Consider the following 21101-nt stretch of genomic DNA (forward strand, 5'->3'; position numbering starts at 1 on the left):
GTTTGTTTAGGTGGAATGAATTCAAAGGAAAAACAAAGGTAATAAAATTTACCGGTTCTGTTTTTTCTTAAAAAATCCTACGGAAGGTAATTTTATTTCATTCCTGTGGGCGGCTGCTCAACGCTAGAGTTTAAACTGTTCGAAGTTTTTCAGAAGGTAATCCAATTCGTCTAAAATCTTATCCCCGACGGCGAAAAGCAAGCCATTTTCGGTGGTTTCTGCGTTGCGCTCCAGCTGATCCGTGAGCGGTAGCAAGACAAAAAATCCGGCTGTAGCTGCTGAGCCTTTGAGCTTGTGCCCCATCTCCAATAGCACTGCTTTGTCCTGGTTTTTCAATGCAGCCTGTAGCCGGGTATGGCTTTCCTCGAGGGTAGTCTTTGCTATCTTTAGTAGTTCTCTTCCCAGGGATTTATCCCCATCAAACAGGCTCAATAAGTGGGTTCTATCGAAATGCTGTTTTTTGAATCCGGAATTTTCCAGCGGATCGCTGGCTGTGCGGTTCTCTTGTTGTGCGGGCATAAGCCATTTGATGATCATTTGGGTAAGGCTCTCCTGCACCAGAGGCTTGCTCATGTAATCGTTCATGCCAGATTCCAAACACCGCTCCCGTTCCCCCTTCACCGTTCCAGCAGTTAGCGCGATAATGGGCAGGTCTTTGCCATTTTCTATCGATCGGATGGCTTTGGAAGTTTCGTACCCATTCATGATGGGCATTTGAATGTCCATCAAGATCAGGTCTGGCTTGTGCCGAAGCACGTATTCGTAAGCTTTTAATCCATTGTCTGCTTCGACTAATTGGATAGTAGGACTAATTTTGGATAGGATGATCTTTGATAATTTCATATTGATCGGGTTGTCTTCTGCGATCAATACGGTGTACGTACTACTTGCCAGGATATTCTTTTCCTCGGATATCGAGGGTTGGCTATCTTCTGGTGCGACTTCGTCGGGATGGGCGATTTTTTGGATGACCTGCGCCAGTTGATGGACTTTGATGGGTTTCAAAATCCGATGGTTAATCCGGAGATCCCTCATTCGGGTTCTATCCAATGCATCGTCGTTGGAACTGCTCAATAGGACCACCGGAACCTGCGACAGGGCCGGATCGCTCAATTTTCGTATTTTTTGAGTCGTTTCCATGCCGTCCAAAAAGGGCATGCGGAGATCCATAAATACCAAATCGATCTGTCCGTTTTCTTCCATTAGCTGCAGCGCCTCCATTCCGTTAGAAGCTTGAAGGCAGGCAATTTTCTTGGCGATCAGGATTTCCTGCACCAGGTTGCGGTTCGTTTCGTTGTCGTCTACTACCAGTACGCGGCGAATACCGTGATTTTCCGGCCACCCGTCTTCTGCACCCTGCTCGGCCATTAGCTGTATATCGAAATAAAAAGTGCTGCCCTTTCCCGGTTCACTTTTCAGCTGCAAGCCACTGCCCATGAGTCCCAGTAGCTTGTTTGAAATGGCCAGCCCCAGACCGGTACCGCCAAACTTACGGGTAGTACTGGCGTCCTCCTGGGAAAAGGCGTCGAAAATTTTCTGCTGCTTTTCCATAGGAATCCCGATACCGGTATCTTTTACCGAAAAACGGAACAATACCGGAACGCCTTCCTGCAGGCCTTCGTCACGTTTTTCTACCTTTAACTCCACTTCTCCTCGCTCGGTAAACTTGATCGCATTGGTCAATAGGTTGACCAGGATTTGGCGCAGGCGAACGTCGTCCGCGTAAATAAACCGAGGTAGGTTAGGGGAGAGGTTCAGCAAAAGCTCCAAACCCTTGGAATGCGCCTGGTATTTGGTGATGTCAGCAACTTGGGTACCCAATTCAAAAATATCGGACTTTTCGATGGAAAGATCCATCTTGTTGGCTTCGATTTTCGAAAAATCGAGAATATCATTAATCAAATCCAGCAGGGAGTGGGCAGATTGGTACACGGTTTTCATGTACTGCAATTGGGTATCCGAGAGCGGCGTTTTCATCAGTAAATCGGAAAACCCAATAACCCCGTTCAGTGGTGTGCGGATCTCGTGGCTCATGTTCGCCAAAAATTCCGATTTTGCCTGATTGGCATTTTCTGCGGCTTCCTTGGCTTCTTTTAGTTGGTTTTCGATTCGTTTACGCTCGCTGATGTCCTGATGGGTGCCGTACATGATTTCAGGCTTTCCAGATGCATCGCTGGAAAACACCTTGCCCCGGTCCTGGACCCACACATAGTGCCCTTCTTTGTGTTTCAGGCGGATTTCACAAGCATAAAAATCGGTTTTTCCCTCAAAATGTTTTTGCAGCAGGTGCTCGCGGTGCAGCAGGTCATCCGGGTGACAGAGGGAATTCCACTTGCTGGCAGTAAATTCGGCCATGTCGGCCGCGCGATACCCTAGCATCTCGGCATACCGCTCGTTAATAAGGATTTTTTCGCGTTGGATTGCCCATTCCCAGGTACCTGCATTGGTTCCCCGGATGATGGCCTCCAGTCGATTACCTTTTTCCAAAAGGGCAAGTTCGGCTTTTTTTCGCTCGCTGATGTCATTGGTGATGCCCACCATTCCAGTGATTTTTCCGGCAGCATCTCGCAGGGGAATTTTGGATATCAGGCAGTACCGCTTGCGTCCGCTTTGGTGCGTCTGTACCACCTCCTTGTTGAGGATAACTTCTCCGTTTAGGATGACGGATTGGTCCTCTTCTCGCGCTTCTTGCGCAGTCTTCGCATCAAAAAGGGTTTCGTCGGTTTTACCCAGCGCATCTTTCTCCTCGGTTATCCCCAGGTAGGTGAGCTCAGCGCGGTTGACCAGCGTTTTTTCAAAGCGATTGTTTTTGGCGTATACATTTATTGGTATGTTGTCGATGATTGTTTTCAATAAGGCCCGTTCTTTGTTGATAGATGCCGCCGCGGTTTCCAGTTCCTCGTGGGACCTCAGCGACTCGGTCATATCCATCCCGTTTCCTAAAATATAAGAAGCGCCCAGCTGTGACTCAAAAAGCACGTTGTTAAAATGAAACGTGACGGTTTTCCCCGATCGCGAAACCAACCTACCGGTACCCGTGAACACACGCTCTTTTTTAATCGTGTCCAGGTATTGGGCAAACAGCTGCCCGTCCAATGCCAGGGATTTCATGTTGATGCCGATTAGTTCCTCTTGCTCGTACTCGAGGATTTTGGCACCATCGCGGTTGATATGGATGATGTTTCCCTCCAGATCGTGCCGAAACATAAGCCCATGGACGTTTTCAAAGAAATCCTTAAATTCCTTTTCCCGTTCTTTTATTTTTAACGCTTCTTTCTTTTGCTGACTGATTTGATTGATGATACACAAGATCTCAGGACCTTCGGAGGAAATCTTTTCGGCGCTCATTTCAAACCATTCTTTTTTACCACGTAGCGAAAGGGTATATTCGGTGGTTTTTTTTTCTCCGGAACGGTACGCCTCCCCGATGATTCCTTCAAAAAGAGCTGTTTGCTCCTTCGAAAAACCGAGGTCACTAATTTTTTTCTTTAGAAACTCCTGAGGAGAAACAAACAGTTGCTGCTCTTTTGCGGTGAAATAGTCGTGTATAACCAATTTTTTGTCCACCAGAAACACCAGATCTCCCACGTTTTTTAAAACCTGTTCGATTTTTTTGTTTGCCTGATTCAGCTTCAATTTTTCCATGCGCAACTGAATCAGTTTTTCTACTTCTTTGGAAAGAATATACAATGCACGGGCCTGGGCGGAATCGAGCTGCCGGGGTTTACGATCCAATACGCAAAGGGTGCCAAGGGGATATCCCTGCTCGGTTTTTATCGGAAATCCCGCATAAAACCGGACATGTTCCGTACTGGTGACAGCAGGGATTGTATCAAACCGGGGATCTTTGCTGGCATCGCGTACTTCCAGCATCCCGTCATCCAGGATGGTGTATTGGCAAAACGAATCTTTTTTGGGCGTTTCCTGAAAGTCTATGCCTACTTTTGATTTAAACCATTGCCGGCTGCTATCCAGTAGGGTTACCAACGCAATAGGTGTTTGACAGATTTCCGCAGCCAGCTCGGTCAGGTTATCGAAGGAAGCTTCCGGTGCAGAATCCAAAAGTTTGGTAGCAAGTAGCGCTTCCAAACGTTCGTCTTCGTTTTTCGGTAATGGGAGTTCCCTGTGTTGCATCGTAAGGTTTTGATTCCTATTTCGCTGTGATTTTACTTAAAAATCCAAGTATATCCTAAAATTCACCGTGCAATTTTCACTTTAACGACTTTAAAAAATCCATTTAAATATATTAAAAACAAAAATAAAGATGCAACATGCATTTCTAAGCTAGTGAAACTAACAATGGAAATTTACCCAAATCTAATATTCCTCTAGAACCGACGCTCCGGAGCTTTCGTCACCTGAGGTCCACTGCCATTTTTCGTGCAGTCTGATCTTGCCATTAGCCAGGATTTCGGGGGTGGAGCGACAGGTGCCGGTCATGATTTCCCCGGACGGGTCAACCTGATGGTAGCTCATGGTAATGGTACCGGCTTCATCTACGGTCCCAAGCAAATGCCCCATAAGAATGGATTCACTGCGGTAGCTACACCATAGCAGGCGGCCCTGTTGCTGGTAATGAAAAAGGATATCCCCGGATACGGCGCCATTGGTAGTGGTTCGGACCAATTTGAATTTCTTATTGTGGTAGTGAATCATCGGGCTTGTATAGAGTTAGGTATAGTCGGTAACAAAAGCTGCGGGATAAAATAAAGGGAAATTGGTATCTTTGACAAACCCGTACCAAAAAAAACTTCGGACCATGACTCGTTTCTCCTTTTTGCGCTATTTGTTTGGATTTCTTCTCCTTTTCTCCTTTTTCCCAGGCGTTTTTTCTCAGCTGCTTTACGGGCAGGAGCAAACGCAAATACGGATACTTGCCTACAATATCCATCATGCCAACCCTCCTTCCTTGCCGGATTCGATAGACTTGCCTGCCATTGCCCGGGTGATTCGTGAAAGTGGGGCCGATCTGGTTGCCTTACAAGAGGTGGATGTGCGCACTTCGCGATCGGGAAAATCGGTTCATCAGGCCGAAGCTCTGGCAGAATTGACCGGTATGTATTTTTATTTCTCCCGTTCCATTTCTTTTCAGGGCGGAGAATACGGGAATGCCATTCTTTCCCGGTATCCCATCGAAACTTCGGAGAAAATCCCCCTTTCCACCGAAGAAGGTACGGAGCCACGGGCCTTATTGCTTGCTACCGTTGCCCTGCCCAGGGGGCAAAAGGTGTTGTTTGCCGCTACCCATTTGGATTTTAGTAACCCCGAGATCACTGCCCGGCAAGCAAGGGACATCACCGGGAAGCTAAAGAACCAACCCATGCCAGTTATCCTTGCGGGCGATTTCAATGCAACCCCCGGGTCCAGGGCGATCAACGAGCTGGACGGGTACTTCCAACGAACCTGTGTGGAGAGTTGCCCGCCTACCATTCCTGTCATTAATCCGGATAAAACCATCGATTTTATTTTTTATAGCCGCAATAAAAACATCGAAGTAATCCACCACGAGGTGATTCAGGAGACCTATGCCTCCGATCATTTGCCGGTACTGGCTACGCTGGCCTGGTAACAGGAGCAAGAAGCCCTGCTTTTCTAGCGGTTTCGGGTAGGTAGGCAGCGATTCGTTTGGGTAACTTGTTTTTTACTGGTAAATTCATGGCCTCGTGGCGCAGGTGGGGTAGCTTCGAAAGAGCTGTCTGGGCGGGCGTAAATTGACACGCGATACAAATCAATAAAAAAATACCGGTACATGAAATGCATCTTTCGAGTCTTGGCGGGGTGGTGTTGCCTCCAGATAGTCACTTCCTGTGGCTCTTCCGGGCCTGCAGAGCAGGTTTTTTCCGGTAACCCGGTCTTACCGGGCTGGTATGCAGATCCGGAAGTAATCGTGTATGGGGACCGGTATTGGATTTACCCAACCTATTCCGATGCATTTGATCGGCAGGTATTTATGGATGCGTTTTCCTCGACGGATTTGGTCAATTGGACGAAACATGAGCGAATCTTGGATACCGCAGCGGTAACCTGGGCCAAACGAGCCATGTGGGCACCTGGAGTCATACAAAAAGGAGATCGGTATTACCTGTTTTTTTCGGCAAATGACGTGCACGAAGGAGAAATTGGCGGCATTGGGGTGGCCGTGGCGGATCGCCCGGAAGGCCCCTTCCGGGATCTTCTGGGCAAACCCCTGATCAATGAAATTATAAACGAAGCACAGCCAATCGATCAATACATCTTTCGGGATACCGACGGGGAGTATTACATGTATTACGGAGGGTGGGGTAGGTGTAACGTAGTTCGTCTCAACGCGGATTTTTCCGGCCTGGTTGCTTTTGAGGATGGATCCCTTTTCAAAGAAGTAACTCCAGAGGGATACGTGGAAGGCCCCTTTATGTTTGTCCGGGATGGAAACTATTATTTTATGTGGTCGGAAGGAAACTGGACGGGACCCGATTACCGCGTAGCCTACGCGATTTCGGACAATCCGTTTGGCCCGTTTCGAAAAGAGGGAGTAATTTTACAACAAGACGAGACCGTTGCCCGAGGAGCGGGGCATCACTCCGTTCTTAAGATACCCGGGGAAGATGTCCACTACATGGTGTACCACCGGCGGCCCCTGGAGGAAACCGATCCCAATCATCGGGTTACCTGCATCGATCGCATGGAATTTGGTCCGGACGGAAAGATTCTGCCCGTGACATTGACCCATGAGGGAGTAAAAAGTCACCCGATACAACCTTAAAACACGCATCGTTGATGATACGCTTTCTGTTTTTTTTACTGCCCTTTTCTTTTGCCTGTTCACTGGGAATAGGAGACGAAAAGGATCCCGATCCGCCGTTTCGGGTTGTGGGATACTTGTTTAGTCCCTCCGATTGGAAGGCCGGACTTGCAGACATCGACTGGAGCTTGTACACAGACGTATGCCTGGCATTTATCCAGCCTGATGCAAATGGGCACTTTGCTCCCAATGCCGTCTACGAAGAAATTGTGGCGGCCGCGCACAAACAAGGTGCAAACGTCTTTGTCTCCATCGGAGGAGGAGAGCCTCCCGAATACCTCGCACGCTTGATGCGCCCCGAAAACCGGGAGCATTGGGTGGAGCAACTTGCACAATTGGTGCGTGTCCATGGTTTTGATGGTGTGGATGTGGACCTGGAAAATGCCTTGATCAACGAAGACTATGCACCGTTTGTGCAGGCCTTGTCCCGTCGGCTGAAACAGGATGGAAAACGGATGACCGCCGCCCTGGCTAGTTGGAATGGCGATTCCATTTCTGATGAGGTACTGGCCCTGTATGATTGGATCAACCTCATGTCCTACGACGATACGGGTCCCTGGAACCTCGAGAAGCCGGGACAACATGCTCCGTTTGAAATGGCCGTTTTGGACATACAGTATTACCGGGATCAACGGAACGTACCGGTAGAGAAAATTCTTCTGGGACTTCCCTTTTATGGGTACGGGTTCGGCCCGGGAGCTCCGACGAACCTTAGGTATCGGCAGATTTTGGAGCGGTATCCCACTGCTTACCGGCAAGATAGCCTGGTCATGCCCGAAGGAGGCGTGTTGTATTACAATTCCCCGGGTCTCATCCGGAAAAAGACCCGTTTGGCTAGGGAATTGGGCCTGGGAGGCGTGATGGTCTGGCACATACAGGCAGATTCCCGGGAGGAACATTCCCTGAGCAATGCAATCCGGGATGAATTAGACTAATGGAAGGATGCACCGGAGACCGTTTTTCCAATGACTACCAAAAAGACGATGGAGCGAAAAAAGAATGTAACGATTGCTTCCGCCCAATTTGAAAATGCAAGTGGGGATAAGGAAAAAAACCTGGATACTATCGAAAAGTTGAGCCAAAGCGCTGCCGCCGAGGGAGCAGATGTGATCGCTTTTCACGAATGTTCCGTCACGGGATATACCTTTGCGCGCAAACTGGACAAAGAGCAATTGCTGGACCTGGCTGAGTTTGTGCCGGAAGGCCCAAGCACCAGGAGGCTGGTGGAAATTGCCGGGAAATACGGCATCGTCATTCTGGCAGGGCTATTCGAAAAAGATACCTCGGGTGCTGTTTTCAAATGTTACGTTTGTGTGGATGGGAACGGGCTACGGGCCAGGTATCACAAGCTTCATCCTTTTATCAACCCCCACATTACGCCCGGTTCGGCCTATTGTGTTTTTGAACTTCACGGCTGGAAATGCGGGATTCTGATATGCTACGACAACAATATTGTAGAAAATGTACGTGCGACCAGCCTTCTGGGCGCGGAGATAATTTTTATGCCGCATGTTACCATGTGCACGCCCTCTACGCGGCCGGGTGCGGGGTTTGTCGATCCCGCTTTGTGGCAGAACCGGCACAAAGACCCTACCTCGTTGCGGATAGAATTTGACGGAATGAAGGGAAGGCAATGGCTGATGAAATGGCTTCCTTCCCGGGCCTACGATAACGGTATCTACGCGGTCTTTTCCAACCCGATAGGAATGGATGACGACCAGTTAAAAAATGGCTGTTCCATGATTCTGGACCCTTTTGGGGATGTCATCGCCGAGTGCCGAAAGTTGGACAATGACTTCTGCCTGGCCACTCTGGACCCGGAAAAGCTTCAGCAGGCGGGCGGATTTCGGTACAAAAATGCCCGACGGCCCGTATTGTACCGGGACATCATTGGAAAGGAACATGCATCCACACAAAAAGTGGCCTGGATAAACGACCGAAAAAACAAAGAATAACGTGGAAAAACAAGGAATGCCCGAATGCTTTTACCGGGTGAGTGTAAAGGCGCTGGTGTTGGATGCCTCCCGGCGCTTTTTGCTGGTTCAGGAAGACAACGACTGGTGGGAACTACCCGGCGGAGGCCTGGACTTTGGCGAAAGTCCCAGAGAAGGAATTCGTCGGGAAATATGGGAGGAAATGCGCCTGAAAACGACGTATGTCGCTGGTACGCCCAGCTACTTTTTTACCGTAAAAAACCACAAAGGGGTGTTTATTGCCAATGCTGTCTACGAAACCAAATTGGCCCACCTTGACTTTGTTCCTTCTCCCGAATGCGTAAATGTGCGTTTTTTTTCCCCGCAGGAGGTATTGGCCGCGGCTAACATGTATCCCAATGTACGGGTTTTTGCGTCCATTTTTGACAAGGAGGCAAGAAGTGACTAATCACGAATCCGGTCAAAAGTGAGTGATCAGCGAGTGCGTCGTGGTTTCCAACACGGCAAATGCATTTTCCGCCATGGCATTTTCGGTGTCCAGGGTGGGGTTAACTTCGACGATTTCCCAGGCACAGACGCGTTTATCTTTAATAAGGGCCTTGTTTAGTCGCATGGCTTCTTCTACGGTTAACCCATTGGGAACAGGGGTTCCGGTGCCTTTCGATAGGGAGTCATCCAGGGTGTCCACGTCAAAGGATATGTACACTTGCTCACAGTCTTTGAGGGCCTCCAGCGCCACGGCTGCTGTTTTGGAAACCCCTTGTTTTCGTAGCGTTTCTACCGAAATGGAAGGGATTTGGTAGCGCTCGATCAGGTAGTCTTCTGGTTGTTCCGTATCCCTTACCCCGATAAACACAATGTCTTCCGGCCGTATTGCGGGGGCCACGCCTCCGATATTCTTTATCTTTTCCCAATAGGCGACTGTACCGGGAAGCGGATCGTTCTGTTTCTGCTCCAGATTGTCCATGCCCAGGCTGATCGCAAGGGGCATTCCGTGCATGTTTCCCGATGGAGTGGTATATGGCGAATGTAAATCGGCATGCGCATCAATCCAGATCACCCCCAGTCGTTTATTCGGGTGAGCTGCCTTTATGCCCATGATGGTACCGGCTGCGGTGGAGTGGTCTCCTGCGAGAATGATCGGAAATTTTTGTTGGGAGCGGAGGGACTTGATGGTTTGGAAGACATTTTGCAGTACTTCGTAGACGCCGTCGATGTAGTTGGCGAACGGGTGCTGATTTTCTCGCCACAGGTAGTTGTTGGCATCTTTCACGTTGATCGGATCAAATCGGGTAAAGAAATCCGATTTTTTATCCAGACTGGCTACTTTTAGCGCATCGATGCCCATGCTTGCTCCTCGTGTTCCAGCTGCCAGTTCCGATCGCACTTCCACCAGTTTTATGTCTCTCATTCCTGTTTTGTTAGATTAGACGCAAAATTCCCATAAAATGAAGATGAATACAAATTAATTTTTGATGAAGGTACCTCCTGCTTAGGGAAGGTCGGGTATGAAACCAAAAAAAATTGATTATTTTGCACCATATGTTATACCAAGGCACTTCGCTGGCCACTATACCTGGCTTGTGAGGGGGCTTAACTTAAAAAAGAACCACTAACTAAAATTAATCCCAATGAAATCAACCACCGACAGAAGGAGCTTTTTCAAAAAAGCGGCTGTATTGGCAGGAGCTTTTTCTTCCAATAGCCTTTTTGAACAGTTGCACGCCGCTGATATACTGGCAAAGAACAGGCAGTATGTAAGCCTGTCCCCCCAGGAAATGGCCGAGAACGAAGATTTTTGGGCTACTATACAGCAGGGATATCCGGCAAGTTCCTCGCCGGTATTGAATCTCAACAACGGAGGCGTCTCGCCTAGTCCCTTGTTGGTCTTGCAGGCAGTAGATCGCTACAGCCAACTTTCCAATCAGGCTCCTTCCTATTACATGTGGCGGATTTTGGATCAGGGAAGGGAACCGCTCCGCCAGAAGTTGGCGCTCTTGGGGGGCTGCGACCCGGATGAATTGGCGATTAACCGTAATGCCACCGAGGCCTTAAATACCATTATTTACGGGTTGGATTTGCAGAAAGGCGACGAGGTGATCGGGTGCAAGCAGGATTACCCAAACATGATGCAAGCCTGGAAGCAACGGGAGCAACGGGAGGGAATTCGTTACAAACAACTTTCCTTTGATTTTCCCATAGAAGACGACGAAACCATCGTTGAAGCCTATCGGCAAGCCATCAGCCCAAAGACGAAAATCATCCATGTCACCCATGTGATCAATTGGGTGGGGCAAATCATGCCTGTGCGCAAAATTTGCCAAATGGCCCACGAAAAAGGCCTGGAGGTAATTGTAGACGGCGCCCATTCGTTTGGCTTGCTGAACTTCCGGATTCCGGATCTGGAAGCAGATTATTTTGGCACCAGTCTGCATAAATACCTGTCTGCGCCCATCGGTACCGGGATGCTATGGATAAAGAAAGAGAAGATTTCCAAGGTATGGCCTCTTTTATGCAACGGAAATCCAAAAAGTGAGGACATCCGGAAATTCGAAACCCTCGGCACCCGTAGTTTTCCCTTGGAACAGGGCATCGGGGAAGCGGTAAATTTTCATAACGGCATAGGAGCCGAGCGAAAGGAGGCGCGGGTACGTTACTTAAAAAATTACTGGGCGGAACAAGCCCTGGGTATTCCGGGCGTCAATATCCATACGTCTCTACAGCCAGCATATAGTTGCGCCATCGCAGGAGTCTCAGTTGATGGCCTTAGCCCGCAGGAATTGGAGCGGCAGCTTTTGGGAACATACAAGATTCACACCACGCCTATTAGCTACGAAAACATCCACTGTGTACGGGTATCGCCGCACGTGTATACACGGCTAACCGATTTGGATCGGCTGGTAGCTGCTCTCGGCGAGCTTTCTGCCGCTCATAGCAGTCAGCCACTAGGGCAAAAGGGAACGTGATGGGGGCAACGGAATACGATGCAATCGTCGTAGGCTCGGGACCCAACGGATTGGCGGCGGCCATTACCCTACAGCAGCAGGGTTTACGGGTACTGCTTATTGAGGGAAAGGAGCAGGTAGGGGGCGGCATGCGCACACAGGAACTCACCCTACCCGGTTTCCAGCACGATGTCTGCTCGGCCATTCATCCACTGGCGGCCTCGGCTCCATTTTTTAGAAGTCTTCCCCTGGAAGCGTATGGCTTGCGACTGCTGCATCCCGAGGTTCTTGCGGCCCATCCGCTGGCAGATGGCAGTTCGGTGTGTTTGTATCGATCCCTTACCGATACAGCAGCGCAGCTGGGAGCAGACGAAAAGAAGTACCTGGAATTGATGCGCCCCATCGTCAATAATTGGGATTCCCTGGCCTCCGATTTTTTAGGACCACTGAAGTTCCCTAAAAAACCGCTGCAGTTAGCCTCCTTTGGACGCAAAGCTTTGCAGCCAGCAACCTGGCTTGCCCGCTCGTTTACCTCCGAAAGGACGGCGGCGCTATTTGCAGGGATGGCTGCGCACGGAATTCAACCCCTGACCAACTGGGCCACTTCGGCCATTGCCCTGGTACTGATGGGTGCAGGTCATGTGGGCGGATGGCCGGTGGTTCAGGGCGGATCACAAGGTCTGGCTGATGCGTTATTAGCCTATTTTTTGGACAAAGGAGGGGAATTTCAAGCCGGTTGGATGGTAGCGGATTTGGGGGAGCTTCCTGCGGCAACGGCTGTTCTGTTCGATACCAGCCCCCGGCAGTTGCTCAAGATTGCGGGCAAGGAATTTTCCCGGTTATATACCTGGCAACTAAACCGATATCGGTACGGGATGGGGGTGTTCAAGGTTGATTTTGCCCTGGATGGTCCGGTCCCCTGGACTTCAGCTACCGCCCGCATGGCAGGAACCGTGCATTTGGGGGGGACGCTGTCGGAAATTGCGGCCTCGGAAGCGGGGCTTTGGAAAGGAATTTATCCGGAAAACCCCTACGTATTGGTGGCACAACAGTCCCTGGCAGATCCACACAGGGCTCCCCAGGGAAAACACACACTTTGGGCCTATTGCCATGTACCATCCGGGGGAGACACGGATATTACCGAGGTGGTGATCCGGCAGATTGAAAAACAAGCTCCCGGGTTCCGTAAATTGATCCTTGCAAAAAAATCGATGAATGCCAGCGATTACGAATCCTATAACCCGAATTATGTAGGGGGAGACATCAATGTGGGCGTTCAGGATATTTACCAGCTATTTTCCCGGCCCGCCCTTCGGTTTTCACCCTACCGAAGTTCGGCAAAAGGGATTTATCTTTGTTCATCGGCTACGCCTCCCGGTGGTGGAGTGCATGGAATGTGTGGGTTTCATGCAGCAAAACAAGTCCTGCACGATTTGTTTTAAATACAAAAAATTGAAATTAAAATACATGTTATTTCATTAAGTATCATTTTTTAAAATTTAATTTGTTAAAATATTCTTTTTCCCTATTTTTAAAACAACTATCAATAGCTTTTAGAAGGATGCGGGGGGTGCACAAAACGATTGTCCTGGTACTTTTTAGTTTGTTTTTTTTTGTAGCAACCGGTACAAGTCGTAACCTACCTATCGGATCTGTTGATGTACTGCTGGAGCAGGTAAAGGCCCTGCAATACGACAATACAACCATGGCATTTTCGTTGCTGGCCGAGGCAAGGGAGCGCGCAGGGAGTAATCCGAATTCGCTGCTGCGGGCAAAATTAAACAATCGGGAAGCCACCTTGCATTATATTTCCGGAAACTACGATTTGGCACTGAACCAGTACATCCGGGCCAGGGAGGATGGGGAGTTGGCAAACGCGAAAGCGGAAATTGTATATGCCCTAAACGGAAGGGCCCTGATTCAAATGGTGGACAAGGAATACCAGGAGGCCCTTCGGTTGCTTGGCGAATGTGTTGAAATCAATAGGGCGTTGCAGGATAGCCTTTCTCTGGCGAAGAATTTCTTCAACATGGGAATCGCCCATGACGAGATGAGCCAGCCGGATCAATCCCTGGACTACCTGATTCAGGCCCGGGAATATTTGCGTAGCGACAGCCTGGCGGTTTTAAACCTAATGGTCAAAAATAGAATGGCCAAAGTATACCACAAAAAGGGCGCAAGGCATCAAGCCGCCGCCCTTTACCAGGAAGTGTTGGCGACGAAACCTATCCTTACTAACTGGGAGAAATCATTTGCCCTTGCCGGTTTGGCCGAACTCAAATTGGATCAGGGAGACCTGGAAGAGGCGCTGGTCTTGGGCAAAGCAGCGTTGGAACATGCAGAAATTCATGGAGCCCATTGGGATTTACAACAAATCACGGGACTGCTGAGTCGAATCTACCAGCAACGTGGGGAGCACGAGTTGGCATTTTTTCATTTAAAGGCACATCAGGTCTATAGCGACAGCCTGTACAATGCCTCCAAGAACAGGCAAATGGCTCGCATGGAGTTGAAGCTGGCGCAGGCCGATAACGAACGTTTGCGGGCAGAAAAGGAGCGGGATCAGACCTTGATACAGCACCATTATAAATGGATGGGATTTTTGGTGCTACTTGTTGTTTTTTTGGGTATTATTCTCTATTTCTTCTATAAAAACCTACGTCTAAAAAACAGATTTACCCGGTTTTTAGCCAAAAATAACAAAGCCATTCGGGAACAGAAAGAGGTAATCGCCCGGCAAAATCAGGCCCTGCTGGAGGTAAATGGTACGCGGACCAAAATTTTGTCCATTATTTCCCACGACTTGAGGTCCCCGATTAACGGATTGAAGCAACTGCTAGCTATCCGGAACCAGAAGTTACTAACAGCGCAGGAAGAAAACGAGGTGGTATCGCTATTATCGACTCAGATTCAACAGACCGAAACGTTTCTGAACGATTTGTTGGAATGGGCCAATACCCAAATGGATGGAATGGTTGCCCACCCTGTCCCTGTAAACGTAGTGGAAACGGTGAATGCCGTACTGGAACAATTGGACTATCCGCTCAAAACAAAATTTCTGGTGGTTGAACACGTTTGGGGACCGGCCAACCGGCATTTTGCCCGGGTGGATACCAATCATTTTAAGATCATCATTCAGAACATCCTGGGAAACGCCATCAAGTTTACCCCCGAGTATGGGAAAATCCGCGTGTACTATACCCTGACGGCCGACAACATTGCCTGCCACATCGAAGATTCCGGAACAGGCATCAACGAGGCCCAGCAGGAGCTGATTAATGGAGAAGGAGATGCGCGGATTCCTTCCATGGTTGGCACCCGCAACGAGAAAGGCACCGGCCTGGGACTGCTAATGGTGAAGCAGTTTCTGGCGCTGAATGGGGGAAAGATGGATGTAGCCAGCATTCCCGGCCTGGGTACCCGATTTACCCTTCATTTTCACCGGGAAGCCATTGAAACCAGGGGATAAACCCGGCCAGAAAATAGCAACCGTAGGACGCCTGTTACCGGAACGGATAAACAAAGCTCCCAAATCGCTGGTAAATAGCCCTTTCCAATTCTTCCTGATGTTCCGGGGCAGCAATTTTTTTTAACTCATGCGCCCGCTGACGCAGGTTTTTCCCGTACAGGTAGGCAGCGCCGAATTCGGTCACCACGTAGTGCACATGGGCCCGGGTGGTAACTACCCCCGCCCCTTCTTTCAGAAACGGGACGATTTTGGATTTCCCTTTTTTCGTTCCGGCACGTAGGGCCATGATCGGTTTGCCCTCGTCCGACAAGGCGGCTCCTCTCATGAAATCCATCTGACCACCCACACCGGAGTAGTGGTAGCTACCGATGGAGTCGGCGCAGACTTGTCCGGTCAGGTCGATTTCAACGCAGGAGTTGATGGAGATCACCTTTGGATTTTTTCGAATGACGGAGGTATCGTTTACGTAGGCTGCCTCGTGAAAGGAAAAAGCCGGGTTATCGTGAATGGCATCGTAGAGTTTTTGGGTGCCAATCACAAATGAGGACACGACTTTTCCCGGATGCTTTTTCTTAAATTTGTTTGTAATTACCCCTTTATCGAACAGGTCGATGACGCCATCGGAAAACATTTCGGTATGGATGCCCAGGTCTTTGTGGTTGTGCAAAGACTGCAATACCGCATCCGGAATCCCCCCGATACCGAGTTGTAAGGTGGCGCCGTCGTCTATCATTTCTGCGATGTATTTGCCTATTTTGTAGTCGGCTTCGTCCAGTTTGGCAGCGTAGTTTACCTGAGGCAGGGGCTCATCAACCCTAATGGCACGGTCAAATTTGCTCATGTGGACTTGCCCATCGCCCATGGTCCGCGGCATTTGCTCGTTGATCTGGGCAATAATAAATTTGGCGGTATCGACTGCTGGGCGGGCCACATCCACCGATGTACCCAGGGAGCAATACCCGTGTTGGTCGGGAGGGGAGACCTGTACCATGGCCACATCGATGGGAAGGATATTTTTTCGGAATAGTCTGCCGATCTCACTCAGAAAAATGGGCACGTAACCGCCTTGTTCACTATTCACCGCTTGCCGCACGTTTTCTGAAACAAAGAGCGAATTGATATAAAAACTTCCTTTGCAGGATGCTTCGGCCAGGGGCATGTCGCCCAGGGTGGTAATGGATACGATTTCTACGTTTTCCAACTCATCCTTCCTATTTGCCAGTGCACGCACAAGCACCGAAGGGGTGGCGGCACTGCCATGGACAAATACCCGTTGATGACTGTTGACTAATTGGACTGCCTCCTCAGGACTTACTACTTGAAAATCCGGTTTCATACGATTTAGCGATTAGTTTATACAACTCATTCACCCAAAACACCAGGGAAGATATCGCCGCCCAGCCTAAAAATTCCCACAAAGAGATGGGTTGGAATTTAAATATGCCAGCGAGGGCAGGAACTTCAATGATTAACACCTGAATGGTGATGGATACGATCAGGGCGTAATTTACCCACTTATTACTGAATAGCCCAACCTTAAAAGCAGAACCTTTTAGGTTTCGCATATTAAAGACGTTAAACAGCTGGGAAAAAGCCAACACGAAAAAAACAACTGTCCGGGCTTTTTCAATCCCCTCCGGAAGGTAAAGGTGGAAGGCCAGCATTGCCATGGATGCCATTAGGAATGTATTCAGTACTAAAAAAGGAATGATTTCCCGATTGATGATGTTCTCGTGGGACTTTTTTGGTGGGGCGGTTAATTCCTTACCGGTTCCCCTTTCGGTAGCCAGGGCTTTGTCGCAAAACCCGTCCGTGATTAGGTTGATCCAGAGAATTTGCGTTGCAGTTAAGGGCATGGCATAGCCCAGACCGATGGCAACAATGAGGGTGATGATCTCCGCAAAATTCGTTGTAATAAGAAAAAAACTGGTCCTTCGGGCATTGTTGAACACGATTCTCCCCTGTTCTACGGCCAATACGATGCTGGCAAAATTATCGTCTGCGAGGACTACCAAAGAGGCCTCTCTGGCTACATCGGTACCCATCATCCCCATGGAAACACCCACATTGGCCTGTCGCAGGGCAGGTGCGTCGTTAACCCCATCCCCCGTCATGGCTACCAATTCTCCCTGGGCCTGAAGGGATTCCGCAATGCTAACCTTCATTAGGGGGCTTAATCTGGAAAATACATCGACTTCCTGTATGGCCCTGGCAAATTCCTGCTCGCTCAATTGCTGCAACTCGGATCCCGTGAGCACGCGTTCCCGGCCGGGAAGTACGATTCCCACCTCCTTACCGATAGCCAGAGCGGTTTGCGAATGATCTCCGGTAGCCATGATTACCCGTATTCCGGCCAGATGGCAGGCATTTACTGCTTCGAATACTTCGGGGCGGGGTGGATCGACCATGGCCGCCAATCCACAAAAAACCCATCCCTGGTCCGTAAAGTCACCGGAAGTCGCTGCATCCGCGGTTTGGAAAGCCAGGGCCAACACGCGAAAACCTCCTTTTGACCAGTCCTCTAGTTTTTTTTTGATAGTGTCCCGTTGCTTGTCAGAAAGTTCGGAAATACCATCTTTTCCCTGAAAATGGGCAGATTTCTCCAAGAGTTTTTCTGGAGCACCGATAATGAACCGAACGTTTACTCCGAGTTTTTCTACCACCGTGGAACGAAATTTATCGACCGTGCTAAAGGGAATTTCCTGCACAACTGGCAGGTGCTTACCCAGGCCGGCTTTTTCGGCCAGTACGGCAAAGGCCGCCTCGGTAGGATCTCCGGTTACCTGTATCTGGCCTTTTTCATTTACCGAAAGCGAGGCTTGTTGGCAATGGGCTGCAATTTCCAATAGGGGTGCCAATGCCGCCAGGTCAGCTTTGTCTCCCGAAAACTCACCGCTTCGCTCCCAGCCTTCTCCACTTACATAAACCTCCGATCCACCTGCCTGCCACAATTTTTTGATGGTCATGGAATTTTGAGTGAGGGTGCCCGTTTTGTCCGTGACAATGGTACTCACAGATCCCAGGCTTTCCGTGGCGGCGATTTCCCGGATGATGGCATTTTTCTTTGACATCCGGTAGGAGCCGATGGCCAGTACAATGGACAATACGGCAGGTAGCCCCTCGGGAATGGCGGAAACGAGCGCGGCCAGCGAAATCAACAGTAACTCGTCGATGAGGATTTTTTGGAAAAAATATCCCACCAGAAACAGCAAAATCGCACTGCAAATTGATAAAATGGCCATCTGCCGGGCGAGCTTGTTCGACTTGATTTGAAAATTTGATGGCTTTTTCGGGATGGCTTTCAAACTGCGGGCAATCGTTCCGAGTTGGGTCGATGAGCCGGTAGCTACCACCCAGGCCAGTGCGCTTCCTCCGGAGACATAGGTGCCTTTCCATACCATATTGGTTCGGTCACCGATGGGGCTGTCTGCCGGGCCAGGTTCAGTGGTTTTTTCGACCGGTACCGATTCGCCGGTTAGGGATGCTTCCATGGTTCGGGCATCCTGGCTCTGAAAAAGGATACCGTCGGCTGGAATTAGGTCCCCCTCGCTTAGGCGCATGACGTCTCCGGGAACCAGTTCTTTGGAAGGAATCGTTAGTAATTTTCCGTGCCGAATGACGCTGCATTGGGGGACCAACAGCCCTTTTAGCGCCTGGACGGCGTTTTCAGCCTTGTATTCCTGAATAAATCCGATGGCAATGTTCAGGAGGACGATGGCCAGTATCACGAAAACGTCTACCCGATGTCCGGTCAAAAAAGAGATCAGGGCAGCAAGTAGCAGAATGTACACCATGACATTGTTTACCTGCCGGGTAAGGATGTACCAAAAAGATTTTTTTTTTGGATCGGGGAGCTCGTTTTTCCCAAAAACCTGCAGCAATTCTTCGGCTCGTTTTGGAGTTAAACCAGACTCGGTCGTTTGCAGCATTCGTTTGATTTGCTCCGGAGCAAACTGGTGAGGATTTTCCGGAATTTGGATCATTGCTCCAGGGCATTTTTAACCATGATAAACTCCGATATATTTTCCTGATCCACAATTCCGAGAAAATGGTTCGCCTCGTAAACCAGCGCCACCTTTTTATTTTCTGACGCCATTTTTTTGAATGCCTCCTGCAGGGGTGAAGAGACTTCCAATTTCAGGGGCTTCGTATCAAACGTCTTTTCGATGCTGCTTTCCGGGCTTCCTTGTTGCAGTCCGCGTACAATCCCTTCCCTGCTGAGGGTACCTATGGGACTGTCTTCCTTTACTACTACAAAGTGGGTAGCCTGCCCATCGAGCAGCTTATCGATGGCTTTCTGCAACGGAGCATCAAAAGCAAGTATAGGAAATTTTCGCATGAGGACGTCGCCTACTCGATAGCCTTCCATAAAGGACTGCTGTTTGGTTTGGTTTACTTCCGTCTGTGCACCCAGAAAAATAAAAATCCCGATCAATACCAACACGGGGTTAGTAAATAATCCAAAGAATACGAAGGCGATGGCCATGACTTGACCAATTCCTCCGGCAATTTCTGTTGCCTTCGTTCGGGGCATTCGCGTAGACAACAAGGCCCGCAATACCCGTCCTCCATCCATGGGAAAAGCGGGTAATAGATTAAATAATGCAAGAAAAAGGTTCGCGGATGCCAAAAACAGCCATATGCTGTTGCCATTCAGCTTGGGTTCTTCCAGCAGGTTGACATCAAAACCGGTAAAAGAAATCAAAACAGCTAGCAAAAAGAACAAGGCGATATTGACCAGTGGTCCGGCAATGGCCACTTTCAGTTCCTGTCGGGGCTCCTCCGGTAATTTTTCCAGCCTTGCCAAACCACCGATGGGAAGCAGAATAATGTCCCGGGTTTGGATACCGTATCGCTGTGCGGTCAGTGCATGTCCGAATTCATGCAAAATCACGCATACAAAAATCAGCAATACAAAAATCAGGGTCCATCCGGTATCTACCCAGGGGGTTCCGGATCGCATATTGGATAAAATGATCCACGCCAATAGTAGCGAGAATGTCCAATGGATAAAAACCTTGATGCCGCTGTACTTTCCTAAATATAACGAGAATTTCATGGTAAGGAGGGGAGTTAGGGAATTGGCACGAATGCCCTGTTGATTCCTGTAAAAATAGGGTTTTGATACTACTTTCCAAACGCCCCTGGGTAAAGAAATCGGAAAAGAAGTGGTATGGAAGGGAGAAAAAATCGCATAAACCACCTTCGGATTCAAGGGTATTTTTCTTTAATTGCCGAACCATTTACCGTAATCCTAAGTTATTGTCAATTGACCAAATTTTATTATTTTCGATCCAAACATGAGTAAAAAGCAGATTACCCTTCGAATGATTGCTGATCATGAATACGAATCAGTAAATGCAACCGGAAACAACGTACAAATTGACATGTATCCCGAAACGGAAAAGCAACACCAATCACCCATGGAATTGCTGCTTTCCGCGCTGGCAGGCTGCTCCGCAGTGGACGCCGTACAAATGATGAAAAAAAAGCGCAAAGGAGTAACGGATTTTAAAATAAAAGCGGAAGGTACGCGCAGTGAGGGCATCCCTTCTTTCTACGAATCCATTCATTTGCATTTTATTTTGACTTCCCCAGATGCAACGCAGAAGGAGTTTGAGAAGGTGGTAACGCTAGCTGTTGAGAAGTATTGCTCGGTCGCTTCCTCCCTGAAGTCTGAAATAATCCATACAGCGGAGGTAATCCGGCCAATATGAGGGTAGTCAGCGATTTTACCAAGGACGGCATCAAAATCACCCTTTTTGATTGGAATAATAAGTATTTACTGAAGTTCGAAGCCGGTGGCATGGAGCAGACTTTCAAAATAGCGGCATTGGATGTCACAGACGAAAGCGATTTGGAGGAGTTGACCCAAGGGACATTTTTCGATCAGGTGAAAGAAAGATTTGACGAAATGAATCAATCCCTTCAAAAAGCTATGAAAAATTTCTAACTTTGGTTATCTTTAATTA

16 protein-coding genes are annotated in these 21101 nt (G+C 49.0%); 10 read left to right on the top strand and 6 right to left on the bottom strand.

Annotation, left to right across the window (positions count from 1 at the left end; all coding sequences use genetic code 11):
* Nucleotides 1-123: 123 nt before the first annotated feature.
* Nucleotides 124-4134 (bottom strand): response regulator, encoded by a 4011-nt coding sequence (locus GCU44_RS14550; protein ID WP_154857124.1) that lies wholly within the window; start codon nt 4132-4134, stop codon nt 124-126.
* Between the two features lie 183 nt (nt 4135-4317).
* Nucleotides 4318-4656, bottom strand: coding sequence for a n-acetylglutamate synthase (locus GCU44_RS14555; protein ID WP_154857126.1), 339 nt, complete (start codon nt 4654-4656; stop codon nt 4318-4320).
* Between the two features lie 103 nt (nt 4657-4759).
* Between GCU44_RS14555 and GCU44_RS14560 the strand changes: the two genes are divergently transcribed.
* The 5 genes from GCU44_RS14560 (at nt 4760) to GCU44_RS14580 (ending at nt 9163) form a co-directional block, all read left to right on the top strand.
* The gene (locus tag GCU44_RS14560) at nt 4760-5569 is read left to right on the top strand and encodes an endonuclease/exonuclease/phosphatase family protein (RefSeq protein WP_154857128.1); all 810 of its coding nucleotides are present in this window, start codon (nt 4760-4762) and stop codon (nt 5567-5569) included.
* A gap of 180 nt (nt 5570-5749) precedes the next feature.
* A complete protein-coding gene (locus GCU44_RS14565) occupies nt 5750-6742 on the top strand; it encodes a glycoside hydrolase family 43 protein (protein ID WP_154857130.1) in 993 nt (330 codons plus the stop codon).
* A gap of 14 nt (nt 6743-6756) precedes the next feature.
* The gene (locus GCU44_RS14570) at nt 6757-7716 is read left to right on the top strand and encodes a glycosyl hydrolase family 18 protein (RefSeq protein WP_154857131.1); all 960 of its coding nucleotides are present in this window, start codon (nt 6757-6759) and stop codon (nt 7714-7716) included.
* Nucleotides 7717-7746: 30 nt separating this feature from the next.
* Nucleotides 7747-8736 (top strand): nitrilase family protein, encoded by a 990-nt coding sequence (locus tag GCU44_RS14575; protein ID WP_241684964.1) that lies wholly within the window; start codon nt 7747-7749, stop codon nt 8734-8736.
* Between the two features lies 1 nt (nt 8737).
* Nucleotides 8738-9163, top strand: coding sequence for an NUDIX hydrolase (locus tag GCU44_RS14580; RefSeq protein ID WP_241684965.1), 426 nt, complete (start codon nt 8738-8740; stop codon nt 9161-9163).
* A gap of 12 nt (nt 9164-9175) precedes the next feature.
* Here the strand turns inward: GCU44_RS14580 and rocF are convergent, their stop codons facing one another.
* Nucleotides 9176-10126 (bottom strand): arginase, encoded by a 951-nt coding sequence (rocF, locus tag GCU44_RS14585; protein ID WP_154857134.1) that lies wholly within the window; start codon nt 10124-10126, stop codon nt 9176-9178.
* 220 nt (nt 10127-10346) lie between these two features.
* Here rocF and GCU44_RS14590 point away from each other — a divergent pair, with 220 nt between their 5' ends.
* From GCU44_RS14590 to GCU44_RS14600, 3 genes are all read left to right on the top strand, one after another.
* On the top strand, nt 10347-11681 hold the full coding sequence (locus GCU44_RS14590; protein ID WP_154857136.1) for an aminotransferase class V-fold PLP-dependent enzyme: 1335 nt from the start codon (nt 10347-10349) through the stop codon (nt 11679-11681).
* Entirely contained in the window at nt 11681-13102 is a 1422-nt protein-coding gene (locus GCU44_RS14595; protein ID WP_154857138.1) for a phytoene desaturase family protein, read from the top strand. The genes GCU44_RS14590 and GCU44_RS14595 overlap by 1 nt, the downstream gene beginning before the upstream one ends.
* A gap of 128 nt (nt 13103-13230) precedes the next feature.
* Complete coding sequence (locus tag GCU44_RS14600; protein ID WP_161993946.1) at nt 13231-15129, top strand: sensor histidine kinase; 1899 nt, start codon at nt 13231-13233, stop codon at nt 15127-15129.
* 34 nt (nt 15130-15163) lie between these two features.
* Here the strand turns inward: GCU44_RS14600 and GCU44_RS14605 are convergent, their stop codons facing one another.
* From GCU44_RS14605 to GCU44_RS14615, 3 genes are read right to left on the bottom strand one after another with little or no spacing between them, the layout of a single operon-like run.
* The gene (locus GCU44_RS14605) at nt 15164-16465 is read right to left on the bottom strand and encodes an acetyl-CoA hydrolase/transferase family protein (protein ID WP_154857142.1); all 1302 of its coding nucleotides are present in this window, start codon (nt 16463-16465) and stop codon (nt 15164-15166) included.
* A complete protein-coding gene (locus GCU44_RS14610; RefSeq protein ID WP_154857144.1) occupies nt 16434-19112 on the bottom strand; it encodes a cation-translocating P-type ATPase in 2679 nt (892 codons plus the stop codon). Before GCU44_RS14610 ends, GCU44_RS14605 begins: the two co-directional genes overlap by 32 nt.
* Nucleotides 19109-20188: a site-2 protease family protein gene (locus GCU44_RS14615; RefSeq protein WP_154857147.1), complete on the bottom strand. Its 1080-nt coding sequence runs from the start codon at nt 20186-20188 to the stop codon at nt 19109-19111. The genes GCU44_RS14610 and GCU44_RS14615 overlap by 4 nt, the downstream gene beginning before the upstream one ends.
* 241 nt (nt 20189-20429) lie before the next feature.
* Here GCU44_RS14615 and GCU44_RS14620 point away from each other — a divergent pair, with 241 nt between their 5' ends.
* Nucleotides 20430-20846 carry an OsmC family protein gene (locus GCU44_RS14620; RefSeq protein WP_092175149.1) on the top strand — a complete coding sequence of 139 codons (417 nt, stop codon included), beginning with the start codon at nt 20430-20432 and terminating at the stop codon, nt 20844-20846.
* Nucleotides 20843-21082 (top strand): hypothetical protein, encoded by a 240-nt coding sequence (locus tag GCU44_RS14625; protein ID WP_154857149.1) that lies wholly within the window; start codon nt 20843-20845, stop codon nt 21080-21082. The genes GCU44_RS14620 and GCU44_RS14625 overlap by 4 nt, the downstream gene beginning before the upstream one ends.
* The last annotated feature ends 19 nt before the right edge of the window (nt 21083-21101 follow it).

The sequence above is a fragment of the Cyclobacterium xiamenense genome (genome assembly GCF_009467825.1).
Lineage (GTDB): Bacteria > Bacteroidota > Bacteroidia > Cytophagales > Cyclobacteriaceae > Cyclobacterium > Cyclobacterium xiamenense.

Excerpts from the sequence above, each read along its gene's own strand:
- GCU44_RS14605 (WP_154857142.1), bottom strand. The coding sequence starts at position 16,465 with ATGAAACCGGATTTTCAAGTAGTAAGTCCTGAGGAGGCAGTCCAATTA.
- GCU44_RS14575 (WP_241684964.1), top strand. The coding sequence starts at position 7,747 with ATGACTACCAAAAAGACGATGGAGCGAAAAAAGAATGTAACGATTGCT.
- GCU44_RS14590 (WP_154857136.1), top strand. The coding sequence starts at position 10,347 with ATGAAATCAACCACCGACAGAAGGAGCTTTTTCAAAAAAGCGGCTGTA.
- GCU44_RS14550 (WP_154857124.1), bottom strand. The coding sequence starts at position 4,134 with ATGCAACACAGGGAACTCCCATTACCGAAAAACGAAGACGAACGTTTG.
- GCU44_RS14595 (WP_154857138.1), top strand. The coding sequence starts at position 11,681 with ATGGGGGCAACGGAATACGATGCAATCGTCGTAGGCTCGGGACCCAAC.
- rocF (WP_154857134.1), bottom strand. The coding sequence starts at position 10,126 with ATGAGAGACATAAAACTGGTGGAAGTGCGATCGGAACTGGCAGCTGGA.
- GCU44_RS14620 (WP_092175149.1), top strand. The coding sequence starts at position 20,430 with ATGAGTAAAAAGCAGATTACCCTTCGAATGATTGCTGATCATGAATAC.
- GCU44_RS14610 (WP_154857144.1), bottom strand. The coding sequence starts at position 19,112 with ATGATCCAAATTCCGGAAAATCCTCACCAGTTTGCTCCGGAGCAAATC.
- GCU44_RS14615 (WP_154857147.1), bottom strand. The coding sequence starts at position 20,188 with ATGAAATTCTCGTTATATTTAGGAAAGTACAGCGGCATCAAGGTTTTT.
- GCU44_RS14560 (WP_154857128.1), top strand. The coding sequence starts at position 4,760 with ATGACTCGTTTCTCCTTTTTGCGCTATTTGTTTGGATTTCTTCTCCTT.
- GCU44_RS14555 (WP_154857126.1), bottom strand. The coding sequence starts at position 4,656 with ATGATTCACTACCACAATAAGAAATTCAAATTGGTCCGAACCACTACC.
- GCU44_RS14565 (WP_154857130.1), top strand. The coding sequence starts at position 5,750 with ATGAAATGCATCTTTCGAGTCTTGGCGGGGTGGTGTTGCCTCCAGATA.
- GCU44_RS14625 (WP_154857149.1), top strand. The coding sequence starts at position 20,843 with ATGAGGGTAGTCAGCGATTTTACCAAGGACGGCATCAAAATCACCCTT.
- GCU44_RS14570 (WP_154857131.1), top strand. The coding sequence starts at position 6,757 with ATGATACGCTTTCTGTTTTTTTTACTGCCCTTTTCTTTTGCCTGTTCA.